This is a genomic window from Plastoroseomonas arctica, from assembly GCF_018128965.1.
GTDB lineage: Bacteria > Pseudomonadota > Alphaproteobacteria > Acetobacterales > Acetobacteraceae > Plastoroseomonas > Plastoroseomonas arctica.
The window spans coordinates 1-23,135 of the sequence record NZ_JAAEDH010000018.1 but is presented as its reverse complement, the minus strand read 5'-3'; the positions used below and the strand labels follow the sequence as shown (position 1 = coordinate 23,135).

Here is a 23,135-nt window from a genome sequence, read left to right as displayed (position 1 = left end):
GGCAGCGCCCCTGGCCTTGCTCCCCTCACCCATCACAGCATCGCCCGGACGCGGCCGCCGTCGATGCGCATCATGGTGCCGGTGATGTAGCTGGCTTGTTCGCTGGCAAGGAACGCGCCGGCGGGGCCAAAGTCTTCGGGGATGCCGAGGCGTTGCGCCGGGATTTCCTTGGCCGAGGCAGCGAGGGATTCTTCCACGGTGATGCCTTTGGTCGCGGCGTTCTTGCCGGCGGTTTCAAGCACGCGGTCGGTCTTGATGGTGCCTGGCGCGATGACGTTCATGGTCACGCCATCGGCGGCGACTTCGCCGGACAGGGTCTTGAGCCACGACCAGATGGAGGCGCGGAGCGTGTTGGACAGCGCGATCTGCGGGATGGGGTGCTGCATGCCGGTGCTGCCGACGACCAGGATGCGCCCCCATTTCTGCGCGCGCATGGCGGGCAGCAGCCGCATGGTGATGCGGATGGGCGAGACGGTGATGCGTTGGAACCAGGTGAACAGGTCAGGCTCCGTGATCTGCATGGCGGTGCCCGGCGGCGGGCCGCCATGGTTGAGGACGAGGATATCCACGCCGCCCATCGCGGCGACAGCGCCATCGGCCAGGCGGTCCATGTCTTCGCCGTTGGCGACATCGGCGGGGATGCCGACGCAGGACTTGGCGCCGAGGGCGAGCAGTTCCGCGGCCGCCACGTCAAGGCTCGCCTGGCTACGGCCGGAGATGACCAGCGCCGCACCTTCGGCGGCGAGCGAGTTGGCGATCGCGCGCCCCAGCCCCTTGGACGCGCCCATCACCAGGGCGCGACGGCCCTTCAAACCGAGATCCATGTTCGCATTCCGCTTTCTTGTGTGTGACAAGCCTGCCGGCTTCGTCGTCGGGTGACAAGCGACCCCCTCTGGTCAGCCCCGCCACCGCCGGTATGGTGCGGCGAAGGACGAGGACGCCGATGACCAAGCCGCCCCTGCTGCTGACCCGCACCTTCCCCGAGGCTGTCGAGGCGCGCGCCGCGCGCGACTACGACGCGCGGCTCGCCTCCGGCGACACCGGCTGGGCCAATGACAGCGCCGAGATTGCGCGGCGCGCGGCGGGTGCGGCCGGCATCCTCTGTGCCGCCGGCGACCGGATGAACGCGGAGACCATCGCGGCGCTGCCGGAGGGGGTGAAGATCATCGCGACCTTCTCCGTCGGCACCGATCATATCGACCTCAAGGCGGCCGCCGACCGCAGCATCCTGATCGCCAACACGCCCGATGTCCTTTCGGTCGCGACCGCCGAGATCGCCATGTTGCTGATCCTGATGGCCGCGCGGCGCGCCGGCGAGAGCGAACGCGTGCTGCGGGCCGGCGCCTGGTCGGGATGGACGCCCACGCAGTTCATGGGCGTGACGCTGGAGGGCAAGCGCCTGGGTATCCTCGGCATGGGCCGCATCGGGCGGGCGCTGGCGACCATGGCGCGTGGGTTCGGGATGGAGATCCATTATCGAAACCGCAGCCAGCTGCCGCTCGAACAGGAGCAGGGCGCGCATTTCCACGCCGATGACGCGCCGTTCCTCGCCGCGTGCGATATCCTGTCCATGCACATCCCCGGCGGCGCGGCGACACGACACTGGCTAAATGCAGAACGTATCGCGCTGCTGCCCCAGGGTGCGATCGTGGTGAACACCGGCCGCGGCACCACGGTGGATGATGCAGCGCTGGTCGCGGCGCTCTCCAGCGGGCACATCCGCGCCGCCGGCCTCGACGTCTATGATGGCGAGCCACGCATTTTTCCGGGGTATCTTGGCCTGGAGAATGTCGCGCTGCTGCCGCATCTGGGCAGTGCCACCATCGAGACGCGCGACGCCATGGGCTTCCGCGCGCTCGACAATCTCGATGCGGTGCTGCTGCGCGGCGAGGAGCCGCCGCACCGCGTCCTCTGATCCATCACGGGAGTTCACGATGTTCTTCGATTTCGCAACGCTGCCGACGCGCGAGCGCTACAAGCTCATCGTCTCCACCGTGGTGCCGCGCCCGGTCGCCTGGGTGGTGACGCAGGATGCCGATGGCATCAACAACGCCGCCCCCTACTCCTTCTTCAACGCGCTGACCGACGACCCCGTGGTGATCGCCATCGGCTGCGGCCCGACGCCCGAGGGCTCCAAGAAGGACACGCTGCAGAACATCCGCAACACTGGGCAGTTCGTGGTGAACCTGGTCTCCGCCGAAAACGCCGAGCAGATGAACATCACAGCCATCCAGTTCCCGCCCGAGGTGGATGAGCTGAAGGAGGCGGGGCTCACCGCCACGCCGTCCACCCTCATCAAGCCGCCGCGCATCGCGGAAAGCCCGGTCGCACTCGAATGCGAGACCTTCCAGCTGATCCCGGTGAGCCATCACACCATCGTGCTCGGCCGCGTGCTGGCGATGCATGTGCGCGACGACTGCGTGCTGGACCAGGCGAAGAACTACATCGACACGGAGAAGCTCAACCTGGTCGGCCGCATGCATGGCCGCGGCTGGTACGCGCGCACGACCGACCGCATCGAGATCCCCCGCATGTCGCCCGAGGAGTGGGCGGCGAAGCAGGGCAAGTGATGCGCCGGCGCGCGCTTCTGGCCACACCTGCGCTCGCGCTGGCGGGTCACGCGCGCGCGCAGGGATTTCCGGATCGTCCACTGCGCCTGATCATTCCCTGGACGCCGGGCGGCACCAACGACATCGTCGGCCGTATCGTCGCCGATGCGATGGGGCCGCGGCTGGGCCAATCCATCGTCATCGAGAATCGCGGCGGTGCCGGCGGCGCGCTGGGCGCGGAGGTCGTGGCCAAGGCCGCGCCGGATGGGCTCACCTTGCTGCTCGGCGGCAGCGGCAGCCTCACGATCAACCACCTGGTGCGCCGCTCCATTCCCTATGATCCCGCGACGGCATTCGCGCCGATCGGGATGATGGTGGAAGGCGCCAACGTGCTGGTCGTCCACACATCGGTGCGCGCCACCACCATGCGCGAATTGCAGGCCGAGGCGCGTGCTCGCCCGATGACCTATGGCTCCTCCGGCGTCGGCAGCACCAGCCACGCGGTGGGCGCGATGATCGCGCTGGCTCTTGGCGTGGAGATCGAGCACATCCCCTATCGCGGCTCGGGTCCCGCGTTGAACGACATCATCGCCGGCCGCCTGTCGATGATGAGCAATGCCGTTGCACCGATGCTGCCGCATATCCGCGCCGGATCGGTGCGCGCGATCGGCATCGCCGGCGGCAACCGGAGTGCGACCACGCCCGAGGTTCCCACCATGGCGGAACAGGGCTTTCCGGAGGTCGATGCGGCCACCTGGTATGCGCTGCTCGCGACCGGCGGCACCCCGCCGGACCGGGTGGCGCGGCTGCACGCGGCACTGAACGGCGCGCTCGCCGATCCCACGGTGCGCCAGCGGCTGGAGGAGAATGGGCTAGACATCATCCCCTCCGAGTCGCCGGACGCCTTCGCGGGTTTCCTCGCCGCCGATACCGCCCGCTGGGCACCGGTGATCCGCCGCGCGGGTGTGACGGCGAACTAGAGCAAGCTCTCGGCGAGGCCGCCGCAACGCATCCCGCTTTAAGGCGCTTGGCCCAGGAATGGCTCCAGCGCGTCGAGGAAGCCGCCGGGGTTCTCGGCATGCACCCAATGGCCGGCGTTGGGCACCACCGCGTGCCGCGCGGTCGGGAACAGCGCCGCGATGGCCGCTTCGTGCTCGGGGCGGATGTAGTCGCTGCGTGCCCCGGCGAGGAACAGCACCGGGCCTTCGAACACCGCCGCCGGCGCCGCGAAATCCTCGATCGCCGGCATCGCCGCGGCGATCTCGGCTAGGCCGATCCGCCAGGCCGGCGTCGCATCGAAGCGCAGATTCTGCAGCAGGAAGGCGCGCATGCCGGCTTCGGGGATGGTGGCCGCAAGCAAGGCGTCGGCGGCGCGGCGCGTGAGCCCCGGCGTCACCGGCAGCGCCTGCAGGGCCGCGACGATCGCGCGAAGGTTCGGCGGATACGGCACGGGCGCGATATCGGCGACCACAAGCCGCTCCACCAGCGCCGGCGCGGTCAGCGCCAGCATCATCGCGACCTTGCCGCCCATCGAATGACCCACCACCGCGGCGCGCGGCACGCCCAGCGCCTGCAGCGTCTGCGCGACATCCGCCGCCATGGATCCGTGGTCCATCTCGGCCGCATGCGGCGATGCGCCGTGATTGCGCAGGTCAAGTGTGATCACGCGATGGTCGGGCGCCAGCGCGGTCTGGATCGTGCCCCAATTCTGCGCCGCGCCGAGCAGCCCGTGCAGCAGCACCACGGGCGGGCCCGCGCCGACCTCTACCGCGTTGAGGCGCAGCGCGGTCATGCGCGGGCAGCCAGAGCGACGCTCGTCACGATCAGGACGCTGCCAATGAGGATGTCCATGCCCACCGCCTCTCCCAGCCACACCGCCGACAGCGTCACCCCGAAGGCCGGCACCAGCAGGAAGGCCAGCGAGGACACCGCGCCCGGCAACCGCCGCCCGATCTCGATGACGCACCAGGTGCCGATGGGCGCTACGATCACGCCGATATACAGCATGATGGGCCAGGACGGGCCGCGAATGCCGCCCTCGGGCTCCAGGTACATCGCGAAGGGCCCCAGCATCGCGAAGGCGATGGCGAAGCACCAGGGCAGCAGCTCGATCATCGGCGAGGCGGGGATGCGCGCGCGCGTGACGATGATCGCGACGCTCCAGAGCCCTGCGGCCAGCATCAGCATGCCATGGCCGAGCACCACGTCGCGCGCCCCCCAGTCCAGCGACCAGGGCCCCGCAAGCACCACCACGCCGGCAAGGCCGAACGCGGCGCCCAGCCAGCCGCGCGCCGAGATGCGCTCGCCCATCACCAGGATCGACATGGGCAGCAGCCAGTAGCTGGTGACCGCGGAGATGATCGCGGTGCGTCCGGCGGGCACGATCGCGACGGCGGTGTGCGCCAGCGCGAAATAGCCGCCGAGTTGTAAGGTGCCGAGTGCGATCACCGCCGGCCAATCCGCCCGCCGCGGCCAATGCAGGCGGCCCAGCGCCAGCAGCGCGATCGCCGATGCCACCGCGGCAAGCCCCGCGCGCCCGGCCGCGAACCACATCGGCGTCGCATCCGAGAAGGCGGCCTTGGTAATCGGCCAGGCGCCGCCGAACAGCACGATGGCCACGAGGAGATGAGGAATGGCGGAGCGCATCGTCGCGCACTAAACCCGACCGGGCGGCCGGACACCAGTGACGCTCAACCGCAGGCTGCCACCATCGCCGCGCGTATCTCCGCCGCATCGCCCGAAAACGCCGCGCTGAGGTCCGCGCCGGTGAGGATGGCGCCCATCTTTACGTCGCGCGCCAGCGCCACGCAGTGCGCCAGGCCGATCGGCACGGAGTCGATCGCGCGCGCACGCGCCGCCGGGATGCATTTGCCCCAGACCAGCGCGCCGCCCTCGCCATCCAGCACCTCGCCGCGGCGAAGGTCGCGCTGGCCACCGCGGCGACATCGCCGCGCCAGGCAGTCGCGCAGCCCGTCGCCTCGCCGCGCAGTGCCGCCGAGGCGATGGAAACGCCGAGCTCCAGCCCAATGAAGTGGTAGGGCCGCCAGAGTGCGGCGTAGCGGCCGGTGCTGTCGGTCGCGACGCCGTATTCGGCGAAGCAGCGCCGCGCGTACTCTGTCTCGCCCTCGAACACGGCAAACACACCCCAGCGGACATCGTCGGGGATCGCGCTGCCATCCCGCCGCAAGGAGGAGATCACCTCCACCATGCCGGCGTGGGGCAGCACGCCGCCTGCGTTGTGCGGGCGCAGGATGTCCGGGATCTCCGATGTCCCTGCGGGTGGGAAGGCCAGCCCGTCCTCAGGCACGTCGAGCCCCGTGGCATTGGCGATGGCCGCCATCTCGATGCCCGACTTCGTCCCATCCAGGAAGGAGTTGAACATCTGCGGATTCATCCCGCCCGCCTGCGCCGCCTCCGGCGTCAGGCCATAGAAATCCCACACCGTCTCGGGCGTGCTGGCATGGAAGGCGGGAAGGTACTTGGTGCCCTTGCCGGCGGCGACGATAGAAAAACCCGCCGCACGCAGGGTGTCCACCATCTCGCAGACCAGCGCCGGCTGGTCGCCATAGGCCATGGAATAGACCACGCCCGCCGCCTGCGCCTCGCGCGCGAGCAGCGGCCCGGCCAGTGCGTCGGCCTCCACGTTGACCATGACCACATGCTTGCCATGGGCGATCGCGTGGCGCGCGTGGCGCAGCCCCGCGGCAGGATTGCCGGTCGCCTCGACCACAACATCCACGCGCGGATCGGCGATCAGCGCCATCGAATCCTGAGTGAGATGGGTGCCGCCCGAGGCCACCGCGTCATCGAGGCTCGCCGCATCGTAGCTGCCATCCGGCCAGTGCACCCGCGCGAGCGCAGCCCGCGCGCCGGGGATGGAGAGGTCCGCGATGCCCAGCACATGGAGGCCCGGCATGCGTCGCGCCTGATGCAGGAACATCGAGCCGAACTTGCCGGCGCCGATATGCGCGACGCGGATCGGGCGGCCCTCGGCGGCGCGGGCGACCAGCTTCGCGTGCAGGTTCATGTCTGCATCCACCCGCCCGCGATATCGACCGCCTGCCCGGTTACGAAGGCGGCGTCCGGCCCGGTCAGATAGCAGCAGGTGCGGGCGACTTCCTCGGGCGTGCCGAAGCGGCCCATCGGCGTATCGCGCAGGACATCCTCGTTCAGCCGGGGATCGACGGTGCTGGCGAGCGCCGTGCCAATCCGCCCCGGGCAGAGCGCATTGACCGTAATGCCGTGCGGCCCGAGCTCCGCGGACAGGTGCTTGGTCAGCCCGATCAGCGCCGCCTTGGAGGTCGTGTAGTGGCAGGCGACGATCGGCGTGTAGCGCTTCCCCGCGACCGACGCCTGGTTGACGATGCGGCCGGATTTCCGCGCGATCATGCCCGGCGCCAGCGCACGGATCATGGCGAAGGCGCCGGAGACGTTGACCGCCAGCACCCGGTCCCACTCCTCCCACGGCATCTCGTGCACGCCGAGCGCGCGGCCATTGGTCTTGGGGCTGATGCCGGCATTGTTCACCAGGATATCGGCCGGCCCCAGCTCCGCCTCGGCGGCGGCGCAGGCGGTCTCCACCTGGGCGCGATCGGCGACATCGCAGGCGAGCGGGAAGCCGCCGCAGCGCGCCGCCGTCTCGCGCGCGAGGTCGACGTCCAAGTCCAGCACGGCCACCCAGGCGCCGCGCGCGGCGAGCAGGGTGGCGATGGCCGCACCGATGCCCCGCCCGGCGCCGGTGACTATCGCGACCTTGCCGGCATGGGTCTGCGGTTCGGCCGCGGCGCCCTCGCCGCTCACGACGCCACCGTCAGCATGATCTTGCCGATATGCGCGCTGCTCTCCATCAGGCGATGCGCCTCCGCCGCTTCCGCGAGAGGGAAACTGGCAAATATCTCCGGCCCGCAGCGCCCGGCCTCGAGCACGGGCCAGACTTTCTCGCGCAGGGCATCGGCCAGCACGCCCTTCTCCGCGGTGGTGCGCGGCCGCATCGTGGAGCCGGTGATGACCAGGCGCTTGAGCATGATCGGCCGCAAATCCGCGGCCTCCACGCTGAAGCCGCCGAGGAAGGCGATCAGCACCAGCCGCCCGTCGCGCCCCAGGCTGCGCAGGTTCTTCTGGAAGTAGCTGCCGCCCACCATGTCGAGGATCACGTCGACGCCGCGCCCGTCCGTCAACGCCTTGGTGCGCTCGTAGAAATCCTCGTCGCGGTAGTTGATCGCGGCATCCGCGCCGAAGCCGACGGAGGCCGCGCATTTCTCGGCGCTTCCGGCCGTCGCGAAGATCCTCGCCCCGAATTCGCGCGCGAGCTTGATCGCGGTGACGCCGATGCCGGAGGTGCCGCCATGGACCAGCGCCGTCTCCCCGGCCGCCAGCTTCCCGTGGCCGAACAGGTTCGCCCAGACCGTGAAGTAGGTCTCCGGAAGTGCGGCCGCGCGCAGCGCGTCGTAGCCGGCGGGCCAGGGCAGGGTCTGCGCCTCCGGGGCGGTGCAGTATTCGGCATAGGCGCCGCCATTGGTCAGCGCGCAGACCTTGTCGCCGATGCGGAAGCGGGCCGCCGCGCTGCCGAGCGCCACCACCTCGCCCGCGCATTCCAGGCCCATCACGGGGCTCGCACCCGGCGGCGGCGGGTAGTTGCCGCTGCGCTGCTGCACGTCGGGGCGGTTGACGCCGGCGACCTCGACGCGGATCAGCACCTCATCGGCCGCCGGCACCGGCAGCGGCCGCCGACCCGGCACCAGAACCTCGGGCCCGCCACCGGCGCCGTGGTCGATGAAACTCATCTCGGCGGGCAGCGTTCGCATCGGCGTTCCTCTTGGTTCTGGCGCCCGAGGGTTCGCGCCTGAAGGCCACCACGTCAAGCGGGCTTGCGTGGAGAGACGGTTCCTAAGAGGGTCGCGCCTGCCTCCATCCGGAGATCGCCCGTCTTGATCCGCCTTCGCCGCCGCCCGCTTCTCGCCACCCTCGCGCTCGCGGCCATTCCGGGTGAGCCCTTGGCGCAAGGCGCGGAGCATCGCTTCGGCGCCCTGTTCCCCCTCTCCGGTCCGCTGGCGCTGCAAGGCGATGAGAGTTTCCGCGGCCTCGAGCTCGCCGCGGAGGAACGCAACGCCGCCGGCGGCATCCTCGGCCGCCCCATCCGCCTGCTCAAGGCCGATGCGGTGGACGCGACCCAGGCCATCGCCGAGATCCGCCGCTTGCTGGGGGCCGAGCGCGCCGTGGCGATGTTCGGCACTCACGCCTCTGCCCTCTCGGTTGCTGCCTCGCAGATCGCGGAGTTGCAGGGCATCGCCTATATCGAGATGGGCGCGACCGCCGACGCCATTACCGAGCGCGGCTTTCGCACCCTGTTCCGCACCTGCCCGCGCATTGCCGATTTCGCCATAGCGACAGTGGAGGCGGTGGCCGAAAGCCTCGCCCCTGCCCTCGCGGTGGAGGCACAGGGCTTGCGCGTGTCCATACTCGCCGAGGACCAGGGTGACGCGCAGGCGATGGCGGCAGCGCAGGATGGTGCGCTGCGGGCGGCCGGCCTGGTTCCCGTCGAGCGGCTCGCCTACCCGGCGCGGATGATGGATTTTGCGCCGCTGCTGCAGCGACTGCGCGCCGCCAATACCCAGATCCTGCTCCATAGCGGTCCGCAGGGCGACATCGCGCCGCTGTTCCGCGCCATGCAGGATGCGGCCTGGCGGCCGGCCATGCTGCTCGGCACCGGCGCCGGCTATGCGATGGCGGAGACGGCGCGCGCTGTCGGCGCCGGCTTCGAGGGCGTGCTCACCCTGGAATTCTCCCCCTTCGCGGTGAAGGAGAGCTTCGCGCCCAGCGTGCCGTTGTTCGTCGAGGCCTATAAGGGGCGCTACGGCAGCGAGCCGCGATCGGCGCTGTCACTGGCGAACTACGCTGCCGGGCTGATCGCCTTCGAGGCGTTTCATCGCGCCGGATCGCTCGACAAGGACCGCATCCGCGCCGTCATGCTCGCGGCCGAGATCGCGGAGGGCGCCTCGCCCGCCGGCTGGGGCCTGCGCTTCGACGAGCGAGGCCAGAATACCCGGGCGCGGCCCTTCCTGATGCAGTGGCAATCCGGGACGCTGCACGTCATCGGGCCCGAGCCCGCCGCGACGGCGCGGCTACGCACGCCGCTCGGCGGGTAGGCCGCCTAATTCACCCGGATGTTGCGCGCGCGCACGATGGCGGACCATTTCTCGGTCTCGCTGCGCAGGAAGGTGGCCGCCGAGTCCGGGGTGGAATCGCGCACCACATCCATGCCCTGCTCGACCAGGCGCTGCACCAGCGCGTCCTGCGCCAGCGCCCGGTTCACTGCCGCGTTGACCGCAGTGAGCACCGGGGCGGGCGTGCCGGCCGGCGCCATCACCATGTGCCAGGTGTAGGATTCGTAGCCGGCAACCCCGCCCTCGATGAAGGTCGGCAGGTCCGGCGCCTGGGGCATGCGCGCCTGGGAGCTGACCGCGATCGCCTTGAGCTCGCCCCGACGGGTGTATTCGAGGCCGGCAAAGCCTACATCGATGATCATCGCGACGCGCCCGCTCAACACGTCCGGCATCGCCGCGGAGGAGCCGCGATAGGGGATGTGGCCGACCTGCAGGCCGCCCGCCATGGAGAGGAACAGCTCGGTCGCCAGGTGCACGGCGCCGCCATTGCCGCTGCTCGCATAGTCATACTTGCCCGGGTTGGCGCGCAGAAGTGCGATCAACTCCGGCAGAGTATTGGCCGGAATGTCCTTGTTCAGCAGCAGCAGCATGGGAACCTTGCCCACGAAGGCGACGGGCGCAAAATCCGCCGCCGGATCGAACGGGAGCGTCGGGAACAAGGCGCGCAGTACCGAATGCGCCACGGTCGTGTAGAGCAGCGTATGCCCGTCCTTGGGTGCCTTGGAGACCAGGTCGGTGCCGATCACCACGCCCGATCCGGTGCGGTTCTCCACGATCACCCGCTGCGGCAGCGCCTCCGACAGGCGGTCGCACAGCAGGCGCGCCGGCACGTCGGTGGGGCCGCCGGCGGCGAAGGGCACCACCATGCGGACTGGCTGCGCCGGCCAGGCCGGTGCCTGGGCAAGGGCGCCAAGCGGCGTGGTGGCGAAAGGCATCAGCGCGGCGGCGCCGAGGATGCTGCGGCGTTGGATCATTCGGATCGTCTCCCGGGGCGGCGTGTTCCGAAACGCTGGACACCGCTCTGCTGCCGAGAAACTTAAACCGGCGTAAGGCCGGCGCAAGGGGCGCCGGCCGCTGGGGCGTGGTTACTCCGCCGCCTTCGCCTCGGGCCCGACCTCGTCGGCGATGGCGCCGTTCAGCATCTTGTCCACCAGGATCCCGGCCTGGTTGCGCACCTTCTGCTCGATGGCCTGGGCCATCGCGGGGTGGTCGCGCAGGAACTGCTTGGCGTTCTCGCGCCCCTGCCCGATCCGCGTGGAGTCATGGCTGAACCAGGCGCCGGACTTCTCGACGATGCCGGCCTTCACGCCGAGGTCGATCAGCTCTCCCACCTTGGAGATGCCCTCGCCGTAGAGGATGTCGAACTCCACCTCGCGGAAGGGCGGCGCCATCTTGTTCTTCACCACCTTCACGCGGGTGTGGTTGCCGATCACCTCGTCGCGGTCCTTCAGCGCGCCGATGCGGCGGATGTCGAGCCGGCAGGACGCGTAGAACTTCAATGCGTTGCCGCCCGTCGTCGTCTCCGGATTGCCGAACATGACGCCGATCTTGAGGCGGATCTGGTTGAGGAAGATCAGCAGCGTGTTGGATTTGGAGACCGAGCCGGTGAGCTTGCGCAGTGCCTGGCTCATCAGCCGCGCGTGCAGGCCCATGTGGTTGTCGCCCATCTCGCCTTCGAGCTCGGCGCGGGGCACCAGGGCGGCCACGGAGTCGACCACCAGCACGTCGATCGCACCCGAACGCACCAGCGTATCGGCGATCTCGAGGGCCTGCTCGCCGGCATCGGGCTGCGAAATCAAGAGGTTGTCCACATCAACACCGAGCTTGCGGGCGTAGCCGGGGTCGAGGGCGTGCTCGGCATCGAGGAAGGCGCAGGTCCCGCCGGCCTTCTGGGCCTCGGCGATCACGTGCAGCGCCAGCGTGGTCTTGCCCGAGCTTTCGGGCCCGTAGATCTCGACGATGCGCCCTTTGGGCAGCCCGCCGATCCCCAGTGCCAGGTCGAGGCCCAACGAGCCGGTCGGGATCACCTCCACCCCGTCGGTGAGGTTCTTCGCGCCCAGGCGCATGATCGAACCCTTGCCGAAGGCCCGCTCGATCTGCCCCAGCGCGGCATCCAGCGCCTTGCCCTTGTCCATAGCTGCCAACTCCCGATCCTTCCGCTGCCGCTGGAGAGCGGCGTCAACCCTACGTTGTGTAGCGATAATATTTCTCGCGCGCATCAGTATTGTCGCGTTGCCCGAGAAGATCGCGCGAATCGACACGCCGCCGTTGCCAAGACTATGCGGTCCCTGGCCTTCGCAAACAAGAACAATACATAAACAAATTCTTAACGCGTCGCCGAGCCTTCGACAGCAGCCGGGTCCACGACCCCGGCGAGCAGGGCGCCGACCGCTTCGGTGAGTTCGGCGGCGCGATAGGGCTTGGCGAGCAGGCGCAGCCTTGCGGCGTCGAGATCAAGGCCCAGGAGCCGCTCGGAATACCCCGACGCCAGCAGCACGCGGAGATCAGGGAAGCGGCGCTGCAGGCGCTGGGCGAGTTCCACCCCGTCCATGCCGGGCATGCTGATGTCGCTGAGCAGAAGGTCGGGCGCCCGCGCACCCTCGGGCAGCAGGTCGAGCGCAGCCTCGGCATCCTCAGCCAAGGTCACGCGGTGGCCGGCGGCGACCAGCGTGCGTTCGGCGATGCGGCGGATCAGCGGCTCGTCGTCGACCAGCAGCACATGCGCCTGCGTCGTCGTCGGCCGGGTGGCAGCTGAGGGTGGCGCCGTGAGGACCGGCGTCTCCAACGCCTGGCGCGGGAACCACAGGCGGAACACCGTCCCCACGCCCGGATCACTCGCGACCGACAGGTGGCCGCCCGATTGCTGCACGATGCCATGCACGGTCGCGAGGCCGAGGCCGGTGCCGCCCGATTCGCGCCGCGTGGTGAAGAACGGCTCGAAGATGCGCGGCAGGATTTCGGGCGGAATCCCCGGCCCGGTATCACCCACCTCCAGCACGGCCCAGTCGCCGGCCGGGATGGCTCCGGCGGCTTCCGTGCGCGGACGCCGCAGCCGGATGCGGCTCGTCGCGAGGCGCAGCTCGCCGCCACCGCCCATCGCGTCGCGGGCATTCACCGAGAGGTTCAGCAGCACCTGGTCGAGCTGCCCGGGATCCACGATCACGCCGTCCCCGGCGGCATCGAGGCCGAGCGTGAGCCGCACCCCGCCGCCGAGCAGGCGCGGCAGCAGCACGGCGAGGCTGTGCACCGCCTCGTCGAGCGCCACGAGGCGCGGGCGCAGCGCCTGCTGCCGGGCGAAGGCCAGCAGCTGCCGCACCAGCGTGCCGCCGCGGGTGGCCGCGTCCATCACGCGGGCCATCTCGTCGGCGGTCTCGGGGGGTGGCGCCTGCGCCAGCACGGCTTCCGCGCTGCCGATGATGGCGGTGAGCAGGTTGTTGAAATCATGCGCGACGCCGCCGGCAAGCGCGCCCACCGCCTGCAGCCGGCTCGCCTCGGCCAGTTCGCGCTCCAGCCGGCGCCGATGGGTGGCATCCGCCACGCGCAGCAGCACGCCGGGTTCGGCACGCAGGCGGCGGCAGGAGATCAGCAGGCAGGCATCGGGCGTGGCGTTCGGATCGGCCGGGCGCAGCTCGATGGGTGCTGGCGCGCGCGGGCCGTCGAGCGCAGCTTTGATCAGGTGGCGCAGCGCCTCGCGCTCGCCGGGTGCGACCAATGCTGCGGGCGGCGGCGCGGTGCCGGCGGTGGCCCAGGCGTCGCCGCCGGCGAGCAGCGCGTATCCGGCGTTGGCAGCGACGACCTGGCCCGCGGCGTCGAGGATCGCGAGCCCCGCCTCCTCCGCCGCGAAGAGAGGGCGCAGCGCGGCCGCGGCCTCGCGCAGCAGGGCGGCGGCGTTGACGTCGCGCTGCATGGCGCGCGCGTTGACGTCGCGCCCGCGGCGCGGCCGTGGCGCGTCGATGGCCGCGGGAAGGAAGGGCAGGCTCAGCTGCTCGTCGATCGGTGCGGCGGTTGCTTCGGGCGTCATCGCACGCCCTCGGCGGCGCGGGCGTTGAGACGCCAGATGAATGCGATGATTTCGGCCACGGCTTGATAATGCTCGGGCGGAATTTCCGCCTCAAGCTCCATCTTGTGCAGCGCGCGGGCCAGCGGCGGATTGGGCACGATTGGGACGCCATGGGCCTGCCCCACCTCGCGGATGCGCATCGCCACGGCGTCCATGCCCTTGGCCACCACCCGCGGTGCCGCCGAACCGGCCCGGTCATAAGCCAGCGCCACCGCGTAGTGGGTCGGGTTGGTGATGATCACCGCCGCGCGCGGCACTGCCGCCATCATACGCAGCCGGGATTTTGCCAGGCGAAGCTGCTTCATGTGGCCCTTCACCTGCGGGTCGCCGTCGGCTTCCTTCTGCTCGGCCTTCATGTCCTCGCGGCTCATCCGCAGGCTGTTGCGGTGGCGCAGATGGACCAGGACTAGGTCGAGCACCGCGACGACCGCGAAGGCGGCGAGTGCGGCGCGCATCAGCCGGAAGGCGGTCTCCGCCGAGACGCCCAGCACGGCGGCGACCGGGCTGTGCAGCAGCGCCTGCCACCCGCCGGGATCGCCGACCGCCGTCCACAACGCGAGGCCAACCAGGCTGAGCTTTACCGCGGTGCGCAACAGCTCGATCGCCGCCTCCACGCCCAACAGCCGGTGCAGGCCGGTGAGCGGGTTCAGCTTGGCGAAATCCGGCGCCAGCGCCTTGGCAGAGACCAGCCCGCGCGTCTGCAGCATGGTCCCCGCAAGCGAACCCAGCGCGGTGAGCCCCGCCACCGGCAGCACCGCGAACAGCGCTGGTACCGCCAGAGCGGTGAGGGCCTCGCCCGGCTCAAGTCGATGCGAGGCGGCGAGGATGCCGCGCAGCGCGGCGGCGAGATCGCGCGCCATCGGCGGCAGCCCGATCATCAACCCGGCGAGGCCAGCCAGCAGCGTCGCCAGCATCACCGCCTCGCGCGACAGCGCGACCTTGCCATCCTCCCGCGCGCGTTCGAGGCGGCGTTCGGAGGGGTCCTGCGTGCGGTCCTCGCCGCCTTGGTCCTCGGCCATCAGCGATTGCCCGGCAGGCCAGCGAAGGCGAAGCGCGCGGCATCCGCATAGGCGCCGAGCATGGCGGGCAACAGCAGCGCCAGCAGCGCGATCCCGGCCAGGATCTGCCCCGGGATTGCGACGAAGTAGATCTGCACCTGCGGCGCCAGGCGCGTCAGCAGGCCGAGTGCGACGTTCAGCACGATGCCGCCGAGCATGAAGGGCGCGGCCAGTTGCAGCGCGAGGGTGAAGCTGTCGGCGGCGGCCTGCGTGAAGGTCTCGGCCGCGTCGCCGGCCGGCCAGGCGCCGCCCGCCGGCAGCACCGCGTAGCTCTGCGCAAGGGCCCGCAGCGGCAGCATGTACAGGCCCGTCCCAAGCACCAGCACGATCGCCAGCAGCGCGAACATCCGGCTGGTGGCCGTGCCCTGGCCGCCGAACTGCGCATCCGGGACCAGGGCGCTCGCGAGTCCCAGCATCAGCGCCACCGCCTGCCCGGTGACGGCGAAAGCAAGCGTGACAAGCCGCGCCAATCCGCCGAGCCAGACGCCCACCAGGATTTCCAGCAGCACCAGGAGCACAGCCGCCGCCGCATCATCGGGCGCCTGCGGCAGCGCGGGCGCGAGCGCGGGCAGGAGCAGCGGCACCATGGCGAGCCCCAGTGCCAGACGGATCTGCGGCGAGACCTCCTGCTCGCCAAGGCCCGGCAGCAGCATCGCCGCCGCGCCAACGCGCGCGAAGAGCAGCGCCGCCTGGAACGCCAGCGCCGGCAGGGCCGCGACGAGTTCCGCCTCGCTCAAGGCGCGCCGCCCACCGCGACGATGGTCAGGAACAGCCCCTCCGCATAACCGCGCAGCACGCCGGCCATGAAGGGGCCGAGGAGTACGAGCACGCCCGCCAGCGCGCCGATCTTCGGCAGGAAGCCCAGGCTCGCCTCCTGGATCTGCGTCAGCGCCTGGAACACCGATACGGCAAGGCCGACCAGCAGCATCGCCACCAGCGCAGGCCCGCCGATCTGCAGGCTGACCCACAGGGCCTCTCGCGAGGCGAGCATCACCTGTTCCAAGTCGAACTCCTCACCGCATCCTGCGGCGCCACGCGCAGACCGCCTCAGATCGGCATGCGCATCACGTCCTGATAGGCGGCGACCACCCGGTCCCGAACCGCCACCACCGTCTGCAAGGCAAGCTCCGCGCGGCTGAGCGCAAGCACCACGTCCGTCACGCTCGCCTGTCCCGTCAGGCCCGCGGAGGCGATCCGGTCCGAGGCGCGCCCCGCCTCGATCGTGCCCTGCACCGCGCGGGTCAGCGCTGCGCCGAAGCCGCCATCATTCGCCGCGATCGGTGCCACCGCTTCGGCCATACCATCGGCGCGGCGATAGGCGGCGGCGACACCGGCCGCGACCAGGGGAATGGCCATCAGCGCAGCGCCTCGATCGTGCGGGTCAGCATGGCGCGGGAGGCTTCGAGCACGCCGAGATTGGCGCTGTAGCTGCGCTGCGCCTCGCGCATGTCCATCGTCTCCACCAGGGAGTCCACATTCGGCGTGCGCACATAGCCCTGCGCGTTCGCCGCCGGATGCGAGGGATCAAATCGCAACGGAAACTCGCCCTGCGCCGTGCCCACGCGGCTGACGCGCACCGTGTTCGCGCCGATCTCGCGGTCGAGCCGATTGGCGAAGGTCACGGTGCGCCGCCGGTAGGGGTCGCCGCCCGGCGTCTGCCCGGTGCTGTCGCGATTGGCGAGGTTCTCCGCCACCACCCGCAGCCGCGTGCCCTGCACGTTCATCCCGGCCGCGGAAATACGCAGCGCGCTTTCGATATCCATGGTGAGCGGCCTCCTCAGCCGGTGCGCCCGAGGGCGGTGCGGAACATGGTCAGGAATCGGCGATGCAGAGACAGCGCGAGAGCATGCGCGGTGTCGGTATCGGCGACCTTCAGCGCCTGGTCCTCGAGCGAGACGCCATTGCCATCCGGCGTGCGCTCCACCAGCTGGCGGTCGGCGCGGACATCGCTGGCGCGGCCACCGCCGGCATGCGCGGCGTTGGTGCGCGCGAGGCCCGAACCGGTCCGCGCCAGCGTCTCGGCGAAGGGGCGAAGGTCGCTCGGCCGATAGCCGGGCGTGTCGAGATTCGCCATGTTCTGGGCGAGCACGCGCTGCCGCGCATCCAGCCAGTGCAGGCGGCGTTCGGCGAGGGCGATCGGTCCGGTTTGCGTCGGGTCCATGCACCCTGCTTCGCACGGCAATGCGCAATATCGGGTTAATGCGCGACGGCACCGCAAACCGCGCCGGGCGCAACCATCCGGTAAGGAAAACCGTGCTTCGATCACGGCATGAAGCAGACAGCCGACGCATTGCTGACGCCCGCCCGGACGGCCCGCCGCAGCGATGCGGCCGTCATCGTCGAGGACATGGTCGAGGGTGCGCGCATGATCCTCAGCATCACCGCGGCGCTGATCGAAAGCGGGCGCCGCGTCGATCTCGCCGGCCTCGATGACGAGTTCGGCCGCCTCTGCGCCGGTATCCTCGCCCTGCCGCTCACCGAAGGCCAGGCGCTGCGACCGATGCTCGAAACGCTCAGTGAGCAACTCGCACAGCTGCACGCCGCGCTGCCACCGCCCTGACACCCTCAACCGCCGGCAGGAGGCCGCGGCATGCTCCTCGAAACGACCCAATGGATCTGGGCCGCCGGCGCGCTCATCGCCATGGTGGCGCTAATGCTGCTGCTCGGCCGCGCCGCGCGCCTGACGGGCCTCGCCCCGCGCGGTGGCGGGCAACGGCTGCGGGTCGAGGAAAGCCTCGCGCTCGATGCGCGCCGGCGCCTCACGCTGGTGCGCATCGATGGCCGCGCCATGGTGCTGCTCACCGGCGGGGCGACCGACCTCTGCCTCGGCTGGGTGCCGGAGACCGCGCCATGATCGCACGCATGATCCTGGTCGCCGCCATCCTGCTGCTCTTCGCGCTGCCGGCCCTGGCGCAGAGCGTGGCGATCGACCTCGGCGCCGCGGCCGGTCAGCCCGGCACCACGTCGCGCCTGGTGCAGCTCACCGCGCTGATCGGGCTGCTCTCGCTGGCCCCTTCCCTGCTGGTGATGGGCACCGCCTTCGCGCGCATCGTCATCGTGCTCGGCCTGCTGCGCAGCGCGATCGGCGCGCCATCCATCCCGCCCAACCCGGTGCTGATCGGTCTCGCGCTATTTCTCACATTTTTCGTCATGGAGCCGGTGTTCCAGCAGGCCTGGACCGAAGGGCTGCTGCCGATGAGCGAAGGGCGCCTCGCGGAGCTTCCCGGCATCCAGGCCGCGGCCGAACCCTTCCGCCGCTTCATGGCGATCCATGTGCGCGAATCCGACCTCGCGCTGTTCCTCGAACTCGGCAACCTGCCCAGGCCCGAGGCCAACGCCCAGGCGCCCTGGCGCGCCCTGGTACCGGCCTTCATGGTGAGCGAATTGAAGCGCGCCTTCGAGATCGGCTTCCTGATCTTCCTGCCTTTCCTGGTCATCGACATGGTGGTGGCCTCCATCCTCATGTCGCTGGGCATGATGATGCTGCCGCCATCGGTCGTGGCGTTGCCGTTCAAGCTGGTGTTCTTCGTGATCGTGGATGGCTGGCGCCTTCTCGCCGCAAGCCTGGTGCAGGGATTTTCGGCTGGCTAGTCACCCAGCTGATCCGCGATGCCTCGCGTGCGGCGTTGATTCTGTTGGCGATTTGCGGCGAGCCGTTTAGAATCCCTTCCGGAATAAGTCGTGATGGGGATGATGGCACGGTTTGCGACATATGAAGACGCGCTGGCGGTGGTCGCCGGCGTCGAGCGCCTGAGCGTGGACAGCCTGGCGCAGGCGCTAGGGGTCAGTGACCTGGCCGCCGACGACATGCTGAGGCGGCTCGAGCAGGACGGGTATATCGGGCCCGATAACGGCCTTGGCTGGCACCACCCCATTCAGCCCTCAGGGCGGCGGCGCTGGCAGCAGCCGGCCTTCGCGCCCTCACCCGAAGCCCGCATCGCGCAACTGGAGGTCGAGGTGGCCCGGTTGCGCCACGCCCTCTACGATGCGGAGAGCGCGCGCGACATCGCCAAATCGGTCTCCGAGAAACACGGTGGGGCCAAGACCCGCCCCATGTCGGTGACGCGGCGGCGGCTGAAGCGCCTGCTGGCGCGCGAACTCCATCCCGATCAGCAGGGCCGGACAGAGGCGGAGAAGGCCATCTACGGCGAAATCTTCAAGCGCAGCTGGCCACGACTGGAAGCGATGATCGCGGGGCGCGACCCGGACGAGGATGAGACCGGGACGCGTTGAGGTGCCGCGTCAGCGCGGCGCGTGCGACATCTTCTAAACTGAAAGCTGATCCTGGATGTAGGGCGGCAGCACGAAGGCACTCGCCTGCATCTCCGGTGACCAGTAGCGCGTCGTCCCCAGCACCCCCGCCGCGGCGGCGCGCTCGCGCAGCACCTCCACCGGCAGCGCCCGCATCCCCGCCGCCTTGGCCGACCAGCCCAGCGTCATGAAGCCACCCACATAGGTCGGTACAGCCGCGACGTAGGCGGACACCTCGGCAAAGAACCGCGCGCGGCGCAGGCTCGTCTCGCGCAGCTCCTCGGCCTGCATGAAGGGCACGCCGCACTGGTTCACCAGCACGCCATGCGGCGTCAGCACGCGTGCGCAATGCGCATAGAAATCATCGGTGAACAGCACCTCGCCCACGCCGATCGGGTCCGTGCTGTCGACGATCACCACGTCGACGCTCGCATCCGGCGCGCGCTGCACATAGTCGATGCCGTCGCCCACGATGACCTCGGCGCGAGGATCCTCCCAGGCAGCGCCGCCAATCGCGGGGAGGAATTCGCGCGCGAGGCGGATCACCTCGCCGTCGATCTCCACCATCACCGCCTGCGTGACGCCGCGGTGCTGCAGCACGCGCCGCAACACGCCGCCGTCGCCGGCGCCGATAATCAGCACGCGCGACGCATCGCCATGCGCGAGCATCGGCACGTGAACGATCATCTCCTGATAGACGAACTCATCCGCCTCGGTGATCTGCACCACGCCGTCGAGCAGCATGACGCGGCCATGGGTCTCGCTCTCGAACACCATGATGTCCTGGAACGGCGAGCGCACGCGCGCCAACTCGTGCACCACGCGGAAGCGCTGGCCCCAGGCGGGGTACAGACCCTCGTTCACCCATATGTCGGTCATGGCGCCTCACAAGAAAAAAGGCCGGGGAAAGGAATTTCCCCGGACCCCACTCTTTTGTTTTTGTCTACGAGAACGCTAGCCGATCAGGCCGCGCTTGTGCTCGGCGAGTTGCACGCGCTCGGGCAGGAAGCCGCGCTTCAAGGCCGCCAGCGCCTTGTACGGGTTGCACTCGCCGCACACGAAGATATCCAGCGCGGCATAGTCCCGCTCGGGCCAAGTGTGGATGGAGACATGGCTCTCCGCCAGCACCAGCACGCCGGAGACGCCACCATTGGGTGAGAAATGGTGGAAATGCCCGTGCAGGATCGTCGCGCCTGTGGCGATCGCGGCCTCGCGCAACACCTCGTCAATATGTTCGGGATCACCGAGATTCGTGGCACCCCACAAATCGATGATCAGGTGCGTGCCTGCGTAGCGCACACCATCGCGGACAACGAAGTAATCCTTCGCCTCCACCGAACGAGACTCATCACTCTGGGCTTCGCTCGGCGCGTCCGAGACCATCCCCAGTTGGACGAGAGCTTCCATAGTTGGGCTCCTTCCAGCCAGCAGATGACCAACACAACATACAGGTCAACGGGCCGCGCATATGGGGCAAGCGCGCCCGCACCGCAAGAGAAATTAAGGTGATGCGACCGAAAATTCTGCGGTTACCCCCTTGGGGCGGCGCGTCACTCCGCTTGTCTCCCCCCGGGGGACGCGGGAAACTTCACCGGTCCATTGCGCCAATCAGAACAATCCCTGCGCCGACAGACGACCCGGCAGGGCGCGGAACAGATCAAGCTCCCGCCCCAGGCGCCGCGCATCCGCGATGCCGCGCATCGGGTCCGCGACGAGCAGCGCGAATAGCTCCGCCACCGGTCCCTCGCCCATTCGGCCCGCCACCCGCGCCGCCAAGCCCGCAAGTGCGACCGTCTCGCTGGCCAAGGCGTGGAAGGCCGCGAGGCGCGCGACCTCCCGTCGCAGGGACGGATCGAAGGCGGCGTCGCCGGGCGGCAGCACCTCGGCCAGGTGCTCGCCGAGTGCTGCGGCTGCGCCCGTCCAGTCCTGCGCCTCGGCGAGGATCGCAGCGAGCGTGGTGCGGCCCTCCGCCCCCACTGTCGCGAGCAGGGTCGCGGCCGCGCCGCGCTCGCCGCTGGCGGCCAAGGCACGCGCGCGCAGCAGAGCACGCGCGGTCATCAAGGGCGGCGGAAGCTCGGGCAGGCTGGTCGCGTCCAGCGCGGCGAGGGCGCCCGCGGCGTCACGCTCGGCGAGCCGCAGCACCGCCATCCGGGTGCCGTGGCGGGCGCGGCCCTCGCGGGTGGAGGCGCGCTCCGCGGCCTCCTGCAGCAGGGCGATGGCGCGCTGCGGCAACTCCATCGCGACAAGGCGCTCGGCCAGCAGCGCCAGGGTCTCGGCGCCCTCGGCGCCTGTCGGCAGGAGGTCGCGATGCAGTTCGAACAACGCCACCGCCGCAACCGGTGGCTCGCGCAGGATCGCCTCGGCGAGGCTCGCCGCGATGTCGGGGCGCAGCCGCGGGGCGTGCTCGGGGAAAAGCGACGCCGTCTCGCGCAGCAGGTCGAAGGCGATGCGCGGTTCGCCGGCCGCACGCCGCAACGTGGCGACACGCAACCGCAGCGCCAGCTCATCCGCATCACCGCGCCAGGAGAAGATGGCGCGGTCGAGCGCTTCGGCGGCAGACCTGGCGTCGATCTCGCCGGCGACCAGGCGCAGCTCGGCGAGCCGTCGCATCGCGCGGGCACGCGCCGGCCGGTCCGCGCTTTCGGTCAGCGCCGCGTATTGCCGCGCAGCCTCGGCCGCCTCGCCCTCGGTTTCGCTCAGCCGAGCGCGGGCATAGGCATAGGCCGGGGTCTCCGGCAGCGCCGCGAGCAGCCGCCGCGTGGCCGGCACGGCATCGCTTTCCGCCAGCGCGAGCGCGGCCATCGGCAGCAGCCGCTGGCGCAGCGCCTCGGGGTAGGTGAAGAGCAGCGCCATTCCCGGCGTGATGCCCGATGCCGCAAGCCCGGCATCGCCGCGCGCGGCCGCGAGGAGGCCGCGCCACACCAGGACCTCGTCGCTCGCCGGGATCCGCGCATCCTCGATGGCCGCGGCATCGCCGATGCGCCCGGCGAGCAACGCCGACGCGCCATAGGCGAGCAGCAGGCGGGCATCCCCGCGCATCCGCGGATCTTCCTGCAGGGCGAGCGCCGCCATCGCCTGCGCCTCGTGCGGCATGCCCATGGCCAGCAGCGTCTCCGCCGTGTCGCGCCGGGTGCCGCCGCGCGCCAGCGGCAGGGACGTCGCGATGCTCGACTGCTGGCTGCGCAGCCGGTCCAGCAGCCCCGACACCGACAGCGCCGGCAGATCGAGCAGGCGGGTGAGGCGCACCGCTTCCGCACTCAGGTCGAGCCCGCCCGGCATCGCGATCCGCATCGACCCGCCCGGTACGCTCAAGGTGAAACGCCCCGGCAGGCTGCGCAGGGCGACACGATCGCTGCGCGCCAGGATCGCCGCACCCTGGCGGGTCGACAGCACCTCGAATTCCGGCAGGCGCCAGGCGCTCCCATGCGCCTGCCCAGGCACGATCAGGGTGCCGATCAGCAGCGGCGAGCCGGTCTCGGGGTCCTCCATGGCGAGGACGCGGCTGCCACCCTCGATGCCGATGACGAGGCGGGCAGGTGGACCAGGCTCAGCCTCGGCCATGATCGGCCGGCGGCGTTGGCCGGAGCGGCGCGTCGCGTCGACGGCTTCCACCTCCAGCACCCAGGTCTCGCCCTCGCGGCGCGGCTCCACCGTCATCCCGACCGGCAATGGCAGCAGCAGCACCGCCCCATCCGGCAGCATCCAGCTGCGCGCCTCGCCGAAGGTGGGATCGTCGCGCAGGCCGGCGAGGTCGAGCGCGCCCGGCACATCGAAGACCGCGAGCACGGCGCCCCCGCGACGGAATACCGCGATGCCCGTCCCGGAAGGCGAGGGCAGCGCGATGCTGCGCCCGGCAACAAGGATGCGGATGCCGCGGCCGGTCGGCGCCACCGGCGGCGGAGCAACCTCGGGCTGAAGCGGTGCGGCCACGACCGCTGGCACCGGGGCCGGTGTCACCACGACTTCCGCAGGCGGCGGCACGGCCGGCGGCGCCGCCACCGGGGGCCGCGCCAGGGGCGGCGGGGCTACGCGGACCGGGGTGGAGGCCGGGGCC

General features: G+C 70.5%; 26 protein-coding genes. 8 read left to right on the top strand and 18 right to left on the bottom strand.

What is annotated here, in order from left to right; genetic code table 11:
- Nucleotides 1-32 precede the first annotated feature (32 nt).
- The gene (locus tag GXW79_RS15155; protein ID WP_211875258.1) at nt 33-824 is read right to left on the bottom strand and encodes an SDR family oxidoreductase; all 792 of its coding nucleotides are present in this window, start codon (nt 822-824) and stop codon (nt 33-35) included.
- A gap of 119 nt (nt 825-943) precedes the next feature.
- Between GXW79_RS15155 and GXW79_RS15150 the strand changes: the two genes are divergently transcribed.
- Genes GXW79_RS15150 through GXW79_RS15140 form a run of 3 tightly spaced genes read left to right on the top strand, consistent with a single transcriptional unit; the run spans nt 944 to nt 3,529 of the window.
- The gene (locus GXW79_RS15150; protein ID WP_211875257.1) at nt 944-1,915 is read left to right on the top strand and encodes a 2-hydroxyacid dehydrogenase; all 972 of its coding nucleotides are present in this window, start codon (nt 944-946) and stop codon (nt 1,913-1,915) included.
- A gap of 19 nt (nt 1,916-1,934) precedes the next feature.
- The gene (locus GXW79_RS15145; RefSeq protein WP_211875256.1) at nt 1,935-2,570 is read left to right on the top strand and encodes a flavin reductase family protein; all 636 of its coding nucleotides are present in this window, start codon (nt 1,935-1,937) and stop codon (nt 2,568-2,570) included.
- Nucleotides 2,570-3,529, top strand: coding sequence for a Bug family tripartite tricarboxylate transporter substrate binding protein (locus tag GXW79_RS15140; RefSeq protein ID WP_246504030.1), 960 nt, complete (start codon nt 2,570-2,572; stop codon nt 3,527-3,529). Before GXW79_RS15145 ends, GXW79_RS15140 begins: the two co-directional genes overlap by 1 nt.
- A 38-nt stretch (nt 3,530-3,567) precedes the next feature.
- Here GXW79_RS15140 and GXW79_RS15135 read toward each other — a convergent pair whose 3' ends face one another.
- The 5 genes from GXW79_RS15135 to GXW79_RS15115 form a co-directional block, all read right to left on the bottom strand.
- Nucleotides 3,568-4,341 carry an alpha/beta fold hydrolase gene (locus GXW79_RS15135; protein WP_367614925.1) on the bottom strand — a complete coding sequence of 258 codons (774 nt, stop codon included), beginning with the start codon at nt 4,339-4,341 and terminating at the stop codon, nt 3,568-3,570.
- Nucleotides 4,338-5,195 (bottom strand): DMT family transporter, encoded by an 858-nt coding sequence (locus GXW79_RS15130; protein WP_211875253.1) that lies wholly within the window; start codon nt 5,193-5,195, stop codon nt 4,338-4,340. The genes GXW79_RS15135 and GXW79_RS15130 overlap by 4 nt, the downstream gene beginning before the upstream one ends.
- Nucleotides 5,196-5,334: 139 nt before the next feature.
- Complete coding sequence (locus GXW79_RS15125) at nt 5,335-6,576, bottom strand: NAD(P)H-dependent oxidoreductase (protein ID WP_246504029.1); 1,242 nt, start codon at nt 6,574-6,576, stop codon at nt 5,335-5,337.
- Entirely contained in the window at nt 6,573-7,349 is a 777-nt protein-coding gene (locus GXW79_RS15120; RefSeq protein WP_211875252.1) for an SDR family NAD(P)-dependent oxidoreductase, read from the bottom strand. Before GXW79_RS15120 ends, GXW79_RS15125 begins: the two co-directional genes overlap by 4 nt.
- Nucleotides 7,346-8,353, bottom strand: coding sequence for an NAD(P)H-quinone oxidoreductase (locus GXW79_RS15115; protein ID WP_211875251.1), 1,008 nt, complete (start codon nt 8,351-8,353; stop codon nt 7,346-7,348). The genes GXW79_RS15120 and GXW79_RS15115 overlap by 4 nt, the downstream gene beginning before the upstream one ends.
- A gap of 123 nt (nt 8,354-8,476) precedes the next feature.
- On the opposite strand from GXW79_RS15115, the gene GXW79_RS15110 reads away from it, so the two are divergent.
- Nucleotides 8,477-9,694, top strand: coding sequence for an ABC transporter substrate-binding protein (locus GXW79_RS15110; protein WP_211875250.1), 1,218 nt, complete (start codon nt 8,477-8,479; stop codon nt 9,692-9,694).
- A gap of 5 nt (nt 9,695-9,699) precedes the next feature.
- Here the strand turns inward: GXW79_RS15110 and GXW79_RS15105 are convergent, their stop codons facing one another.
- From GXW79_RS15105 to GXW79_RS15065, 9 genes are all read right to left on the bottom strand, one after another.
- Nucleotides 9,700-10,686, bottom strand: a complete 987-nt coding sequence (locus GXW79_RS15105) for a Bug family tripartite tricarboxylate transporter substrate binding protein (RefSeq protein WP_211875248.1) — start codon at nt 10,684-10,686, stop codon at nt 9,700-9,702.
- A 111-nt stretch (nt 10,687-10,797) separates the two neighbouring features.
- Nucleotides 10,798-11,847 (bottom strand): recombinase RecA, encoded by a 1,050-nt coding sequence (recA, locus tag GXW79_RS15100; protein WP_211875344.1) that lies wholly within the window; start codon nt 11,845-11,847, stop codon nt 10,798-10,800.
- A gap of 191 nt (nt 11,848-12,038) precedes the next feature.
- A complete protein-coding gene (locus GXW79_RS15095) occupies nt 12,039-13,733 on the bottom strand; it encodes an ATP-binding protein (RefSeq protein ID WP_211875247.1) in 1,695 nt (564 codons plus the stop codon).
- Entirely contained in the window at nt 13,730-14,791 is a 1,062-nt protein-coding gene (locus tag GXW79_RS15090; RefSeq protein WP_211875245.1) for an EscU/YscU/HrcU family type III secretion system export apparatus switch protein, read from the bottom strand. Before GXW79_RS15090 ends, GXW79_RS15095 begins: the two co-directional genes overlap by 4 nt.
- Complete coding sequence (locus GXW79_RS15085; RefSeq protein WP_211875244.1) at nt 14,791-15,567, bottom strand: flagellar biosynthetic protein FliR; 777 nt, start codon at nt 15,565-15,567, stop codon at nt 14,791-14,793. Before GXW79_RS15085 ends, GXW79_RS15090 begins: the two co-directional genes overlap by 1 nt.
- Nucleotides 15,564-15,824 (bottom strand): flagellar biosynthetic protein FliQ, encoded by a 261-nt coding sequence (locus tag GXW79_RS21685; protein ID WP_367614930.1) that lies wholly within the window; start codon nt 15,822-15,824, stop codon nt 15,564-15,566. The genes GXW79_RS15085 and GXW79_RS21685 overlap by 4 nt, the downstream gene beginning before the upstream one ends.
- A 53-nt stretch (nt 15,825-15,877) precedes the next feature.
- Nucleotides 15,878-16,186, bottom strand: coding sequence for a flagellar hook-basal body complex protein FliE (locus GXW79_RS15075; protein WP_211875243.1), 309 nt, complete (start codon nt 16,184-16,186; stop codon nt 15,878-15,880).
- A complete protein-coding gene (gene flgC / locus GXW79_RS15070; protein WP_211875242.1) occupies nt 16,186-16,593 on the bottom strand; it encodes a flagellar basal body rod protein FlgC in 408 nt (135 codons plus the stop codon). The genes GXW79_RS15075 and flgC overlap by 1 nt, the downstream gene beginning before the upstream one ends.
- A 14-nt stretch (nt 16,594-16,607) precedes the next feature.
- Nucleotides 16,608-16,991, bottom strand: a complete 384-nt coding sequence (locus tag GXW79_RS15065; RefSeq protein WP_211875241.1) for a flagellar basal body protein — start codon at nt 16,989-16,991, stop codon at nt 16,608-16,610.
- 108 nt (nt 16,992-17,099) lie between these two features.
- Here GXW79_RS15065 and GXW79_RS15060 point away from each other — a divergent pair, with 108 nt between their 5' ends.
- The 4 genes from GXW79_RS15060 to GXW79_RS15045 all read left to right on the top strand — a co-directional run bounded on the left by GXW79_RS15060 (nt 17,100) and on the right by GXW79_RS15045 (nt 19,063).
- Nucleotides 17,100-17,390, top strand: a complete 291-nt coding sequence (locus tag GXW79_RS15060) for a hypothetical protein (RefSeq protein WP_211875240.1) — start codon at nt 17,100-17,102, stop codon at nt 17,388-17,390.
- 30 nt (nt 17,391-17,420) lie between these two features.
- Nucleotides 17,421-17,684 (top strand): flagellar biosynthetic protein FliO, encoded by a 264-nt coding sequence (locus GXW79_RS15055; RefSeq protein WP_211875239.1) that lies wholly within the window; start codon nt 17,421-17,423, stop codon nt 17,682-17,684.
- A complete protein-coding gene (fliP, locus tag GXW79_RS15050; protein WP_211875238.1) occupies nt 17,681-18,421 on the top strand; it encodes a flagellar type III secretion system pore protein FliP in 741 nt (246 codons plus the stop codon). Before GXW79_RS15055 ends, fliP begins: the two co-directional genes overlap by 4 nt.
- Nucleotides 18,422-18,511: 90 nt before the next feature.
- On the top strand, nt 18,512-19,063 hold the full coding sequence (locus GXW79_RS15045; RefSeq protein WP_211875237.1) for a hypothetical protein: 552 nt from the start codon (nt 18,512-18,514) through the stop codon (nt 19,061-19,063).
- A 33-nt stretch (nt 19,064-19,096) separates the two neighbouring features.
- Here GXW79_RS15045 and speE read toward each other — a convergent pair whose 3' ends face one another.
- From speE to GXW79_RS15030, 3 genes are all read right to left on the bottom strand, one after another.
- On the bottom strand, nt 19,097-19,960 hold the full coding sequence (gene speE / locus GXW79_RS15040; RefSeq protein ID WP_211875236.1) for a polyamine aminopropyltransferase: 864 nt from the start codon (nt 19,958-19,960) through the stop codon (nt 19,097-19,099).
- Between the two features lie 75 nt (nt 19,961-20,035).
- On the bottom strand, nt 20,036-20,488 hold the full coding sequence (speD, locus tag GXW79_RS15035; RefSeq protein ID WP_211875235.1) for an adenosylmethionine decarboxylase: 453 nt from the start codon (nt 20,486-20,488) through the stop codon (nt 20,036-20,038).
- A 201-nt stretch (nt 20,489-20,689) separates the two neighbouring features.
- Nucleotides 20,690-23,135, bottom strand: a 2,446-nt coding sequence (locus GXW79_RS15030) for a hypothetical protein (protein WP_211875234.1), incomplete at its 5' end; no start/stop codon positions are given.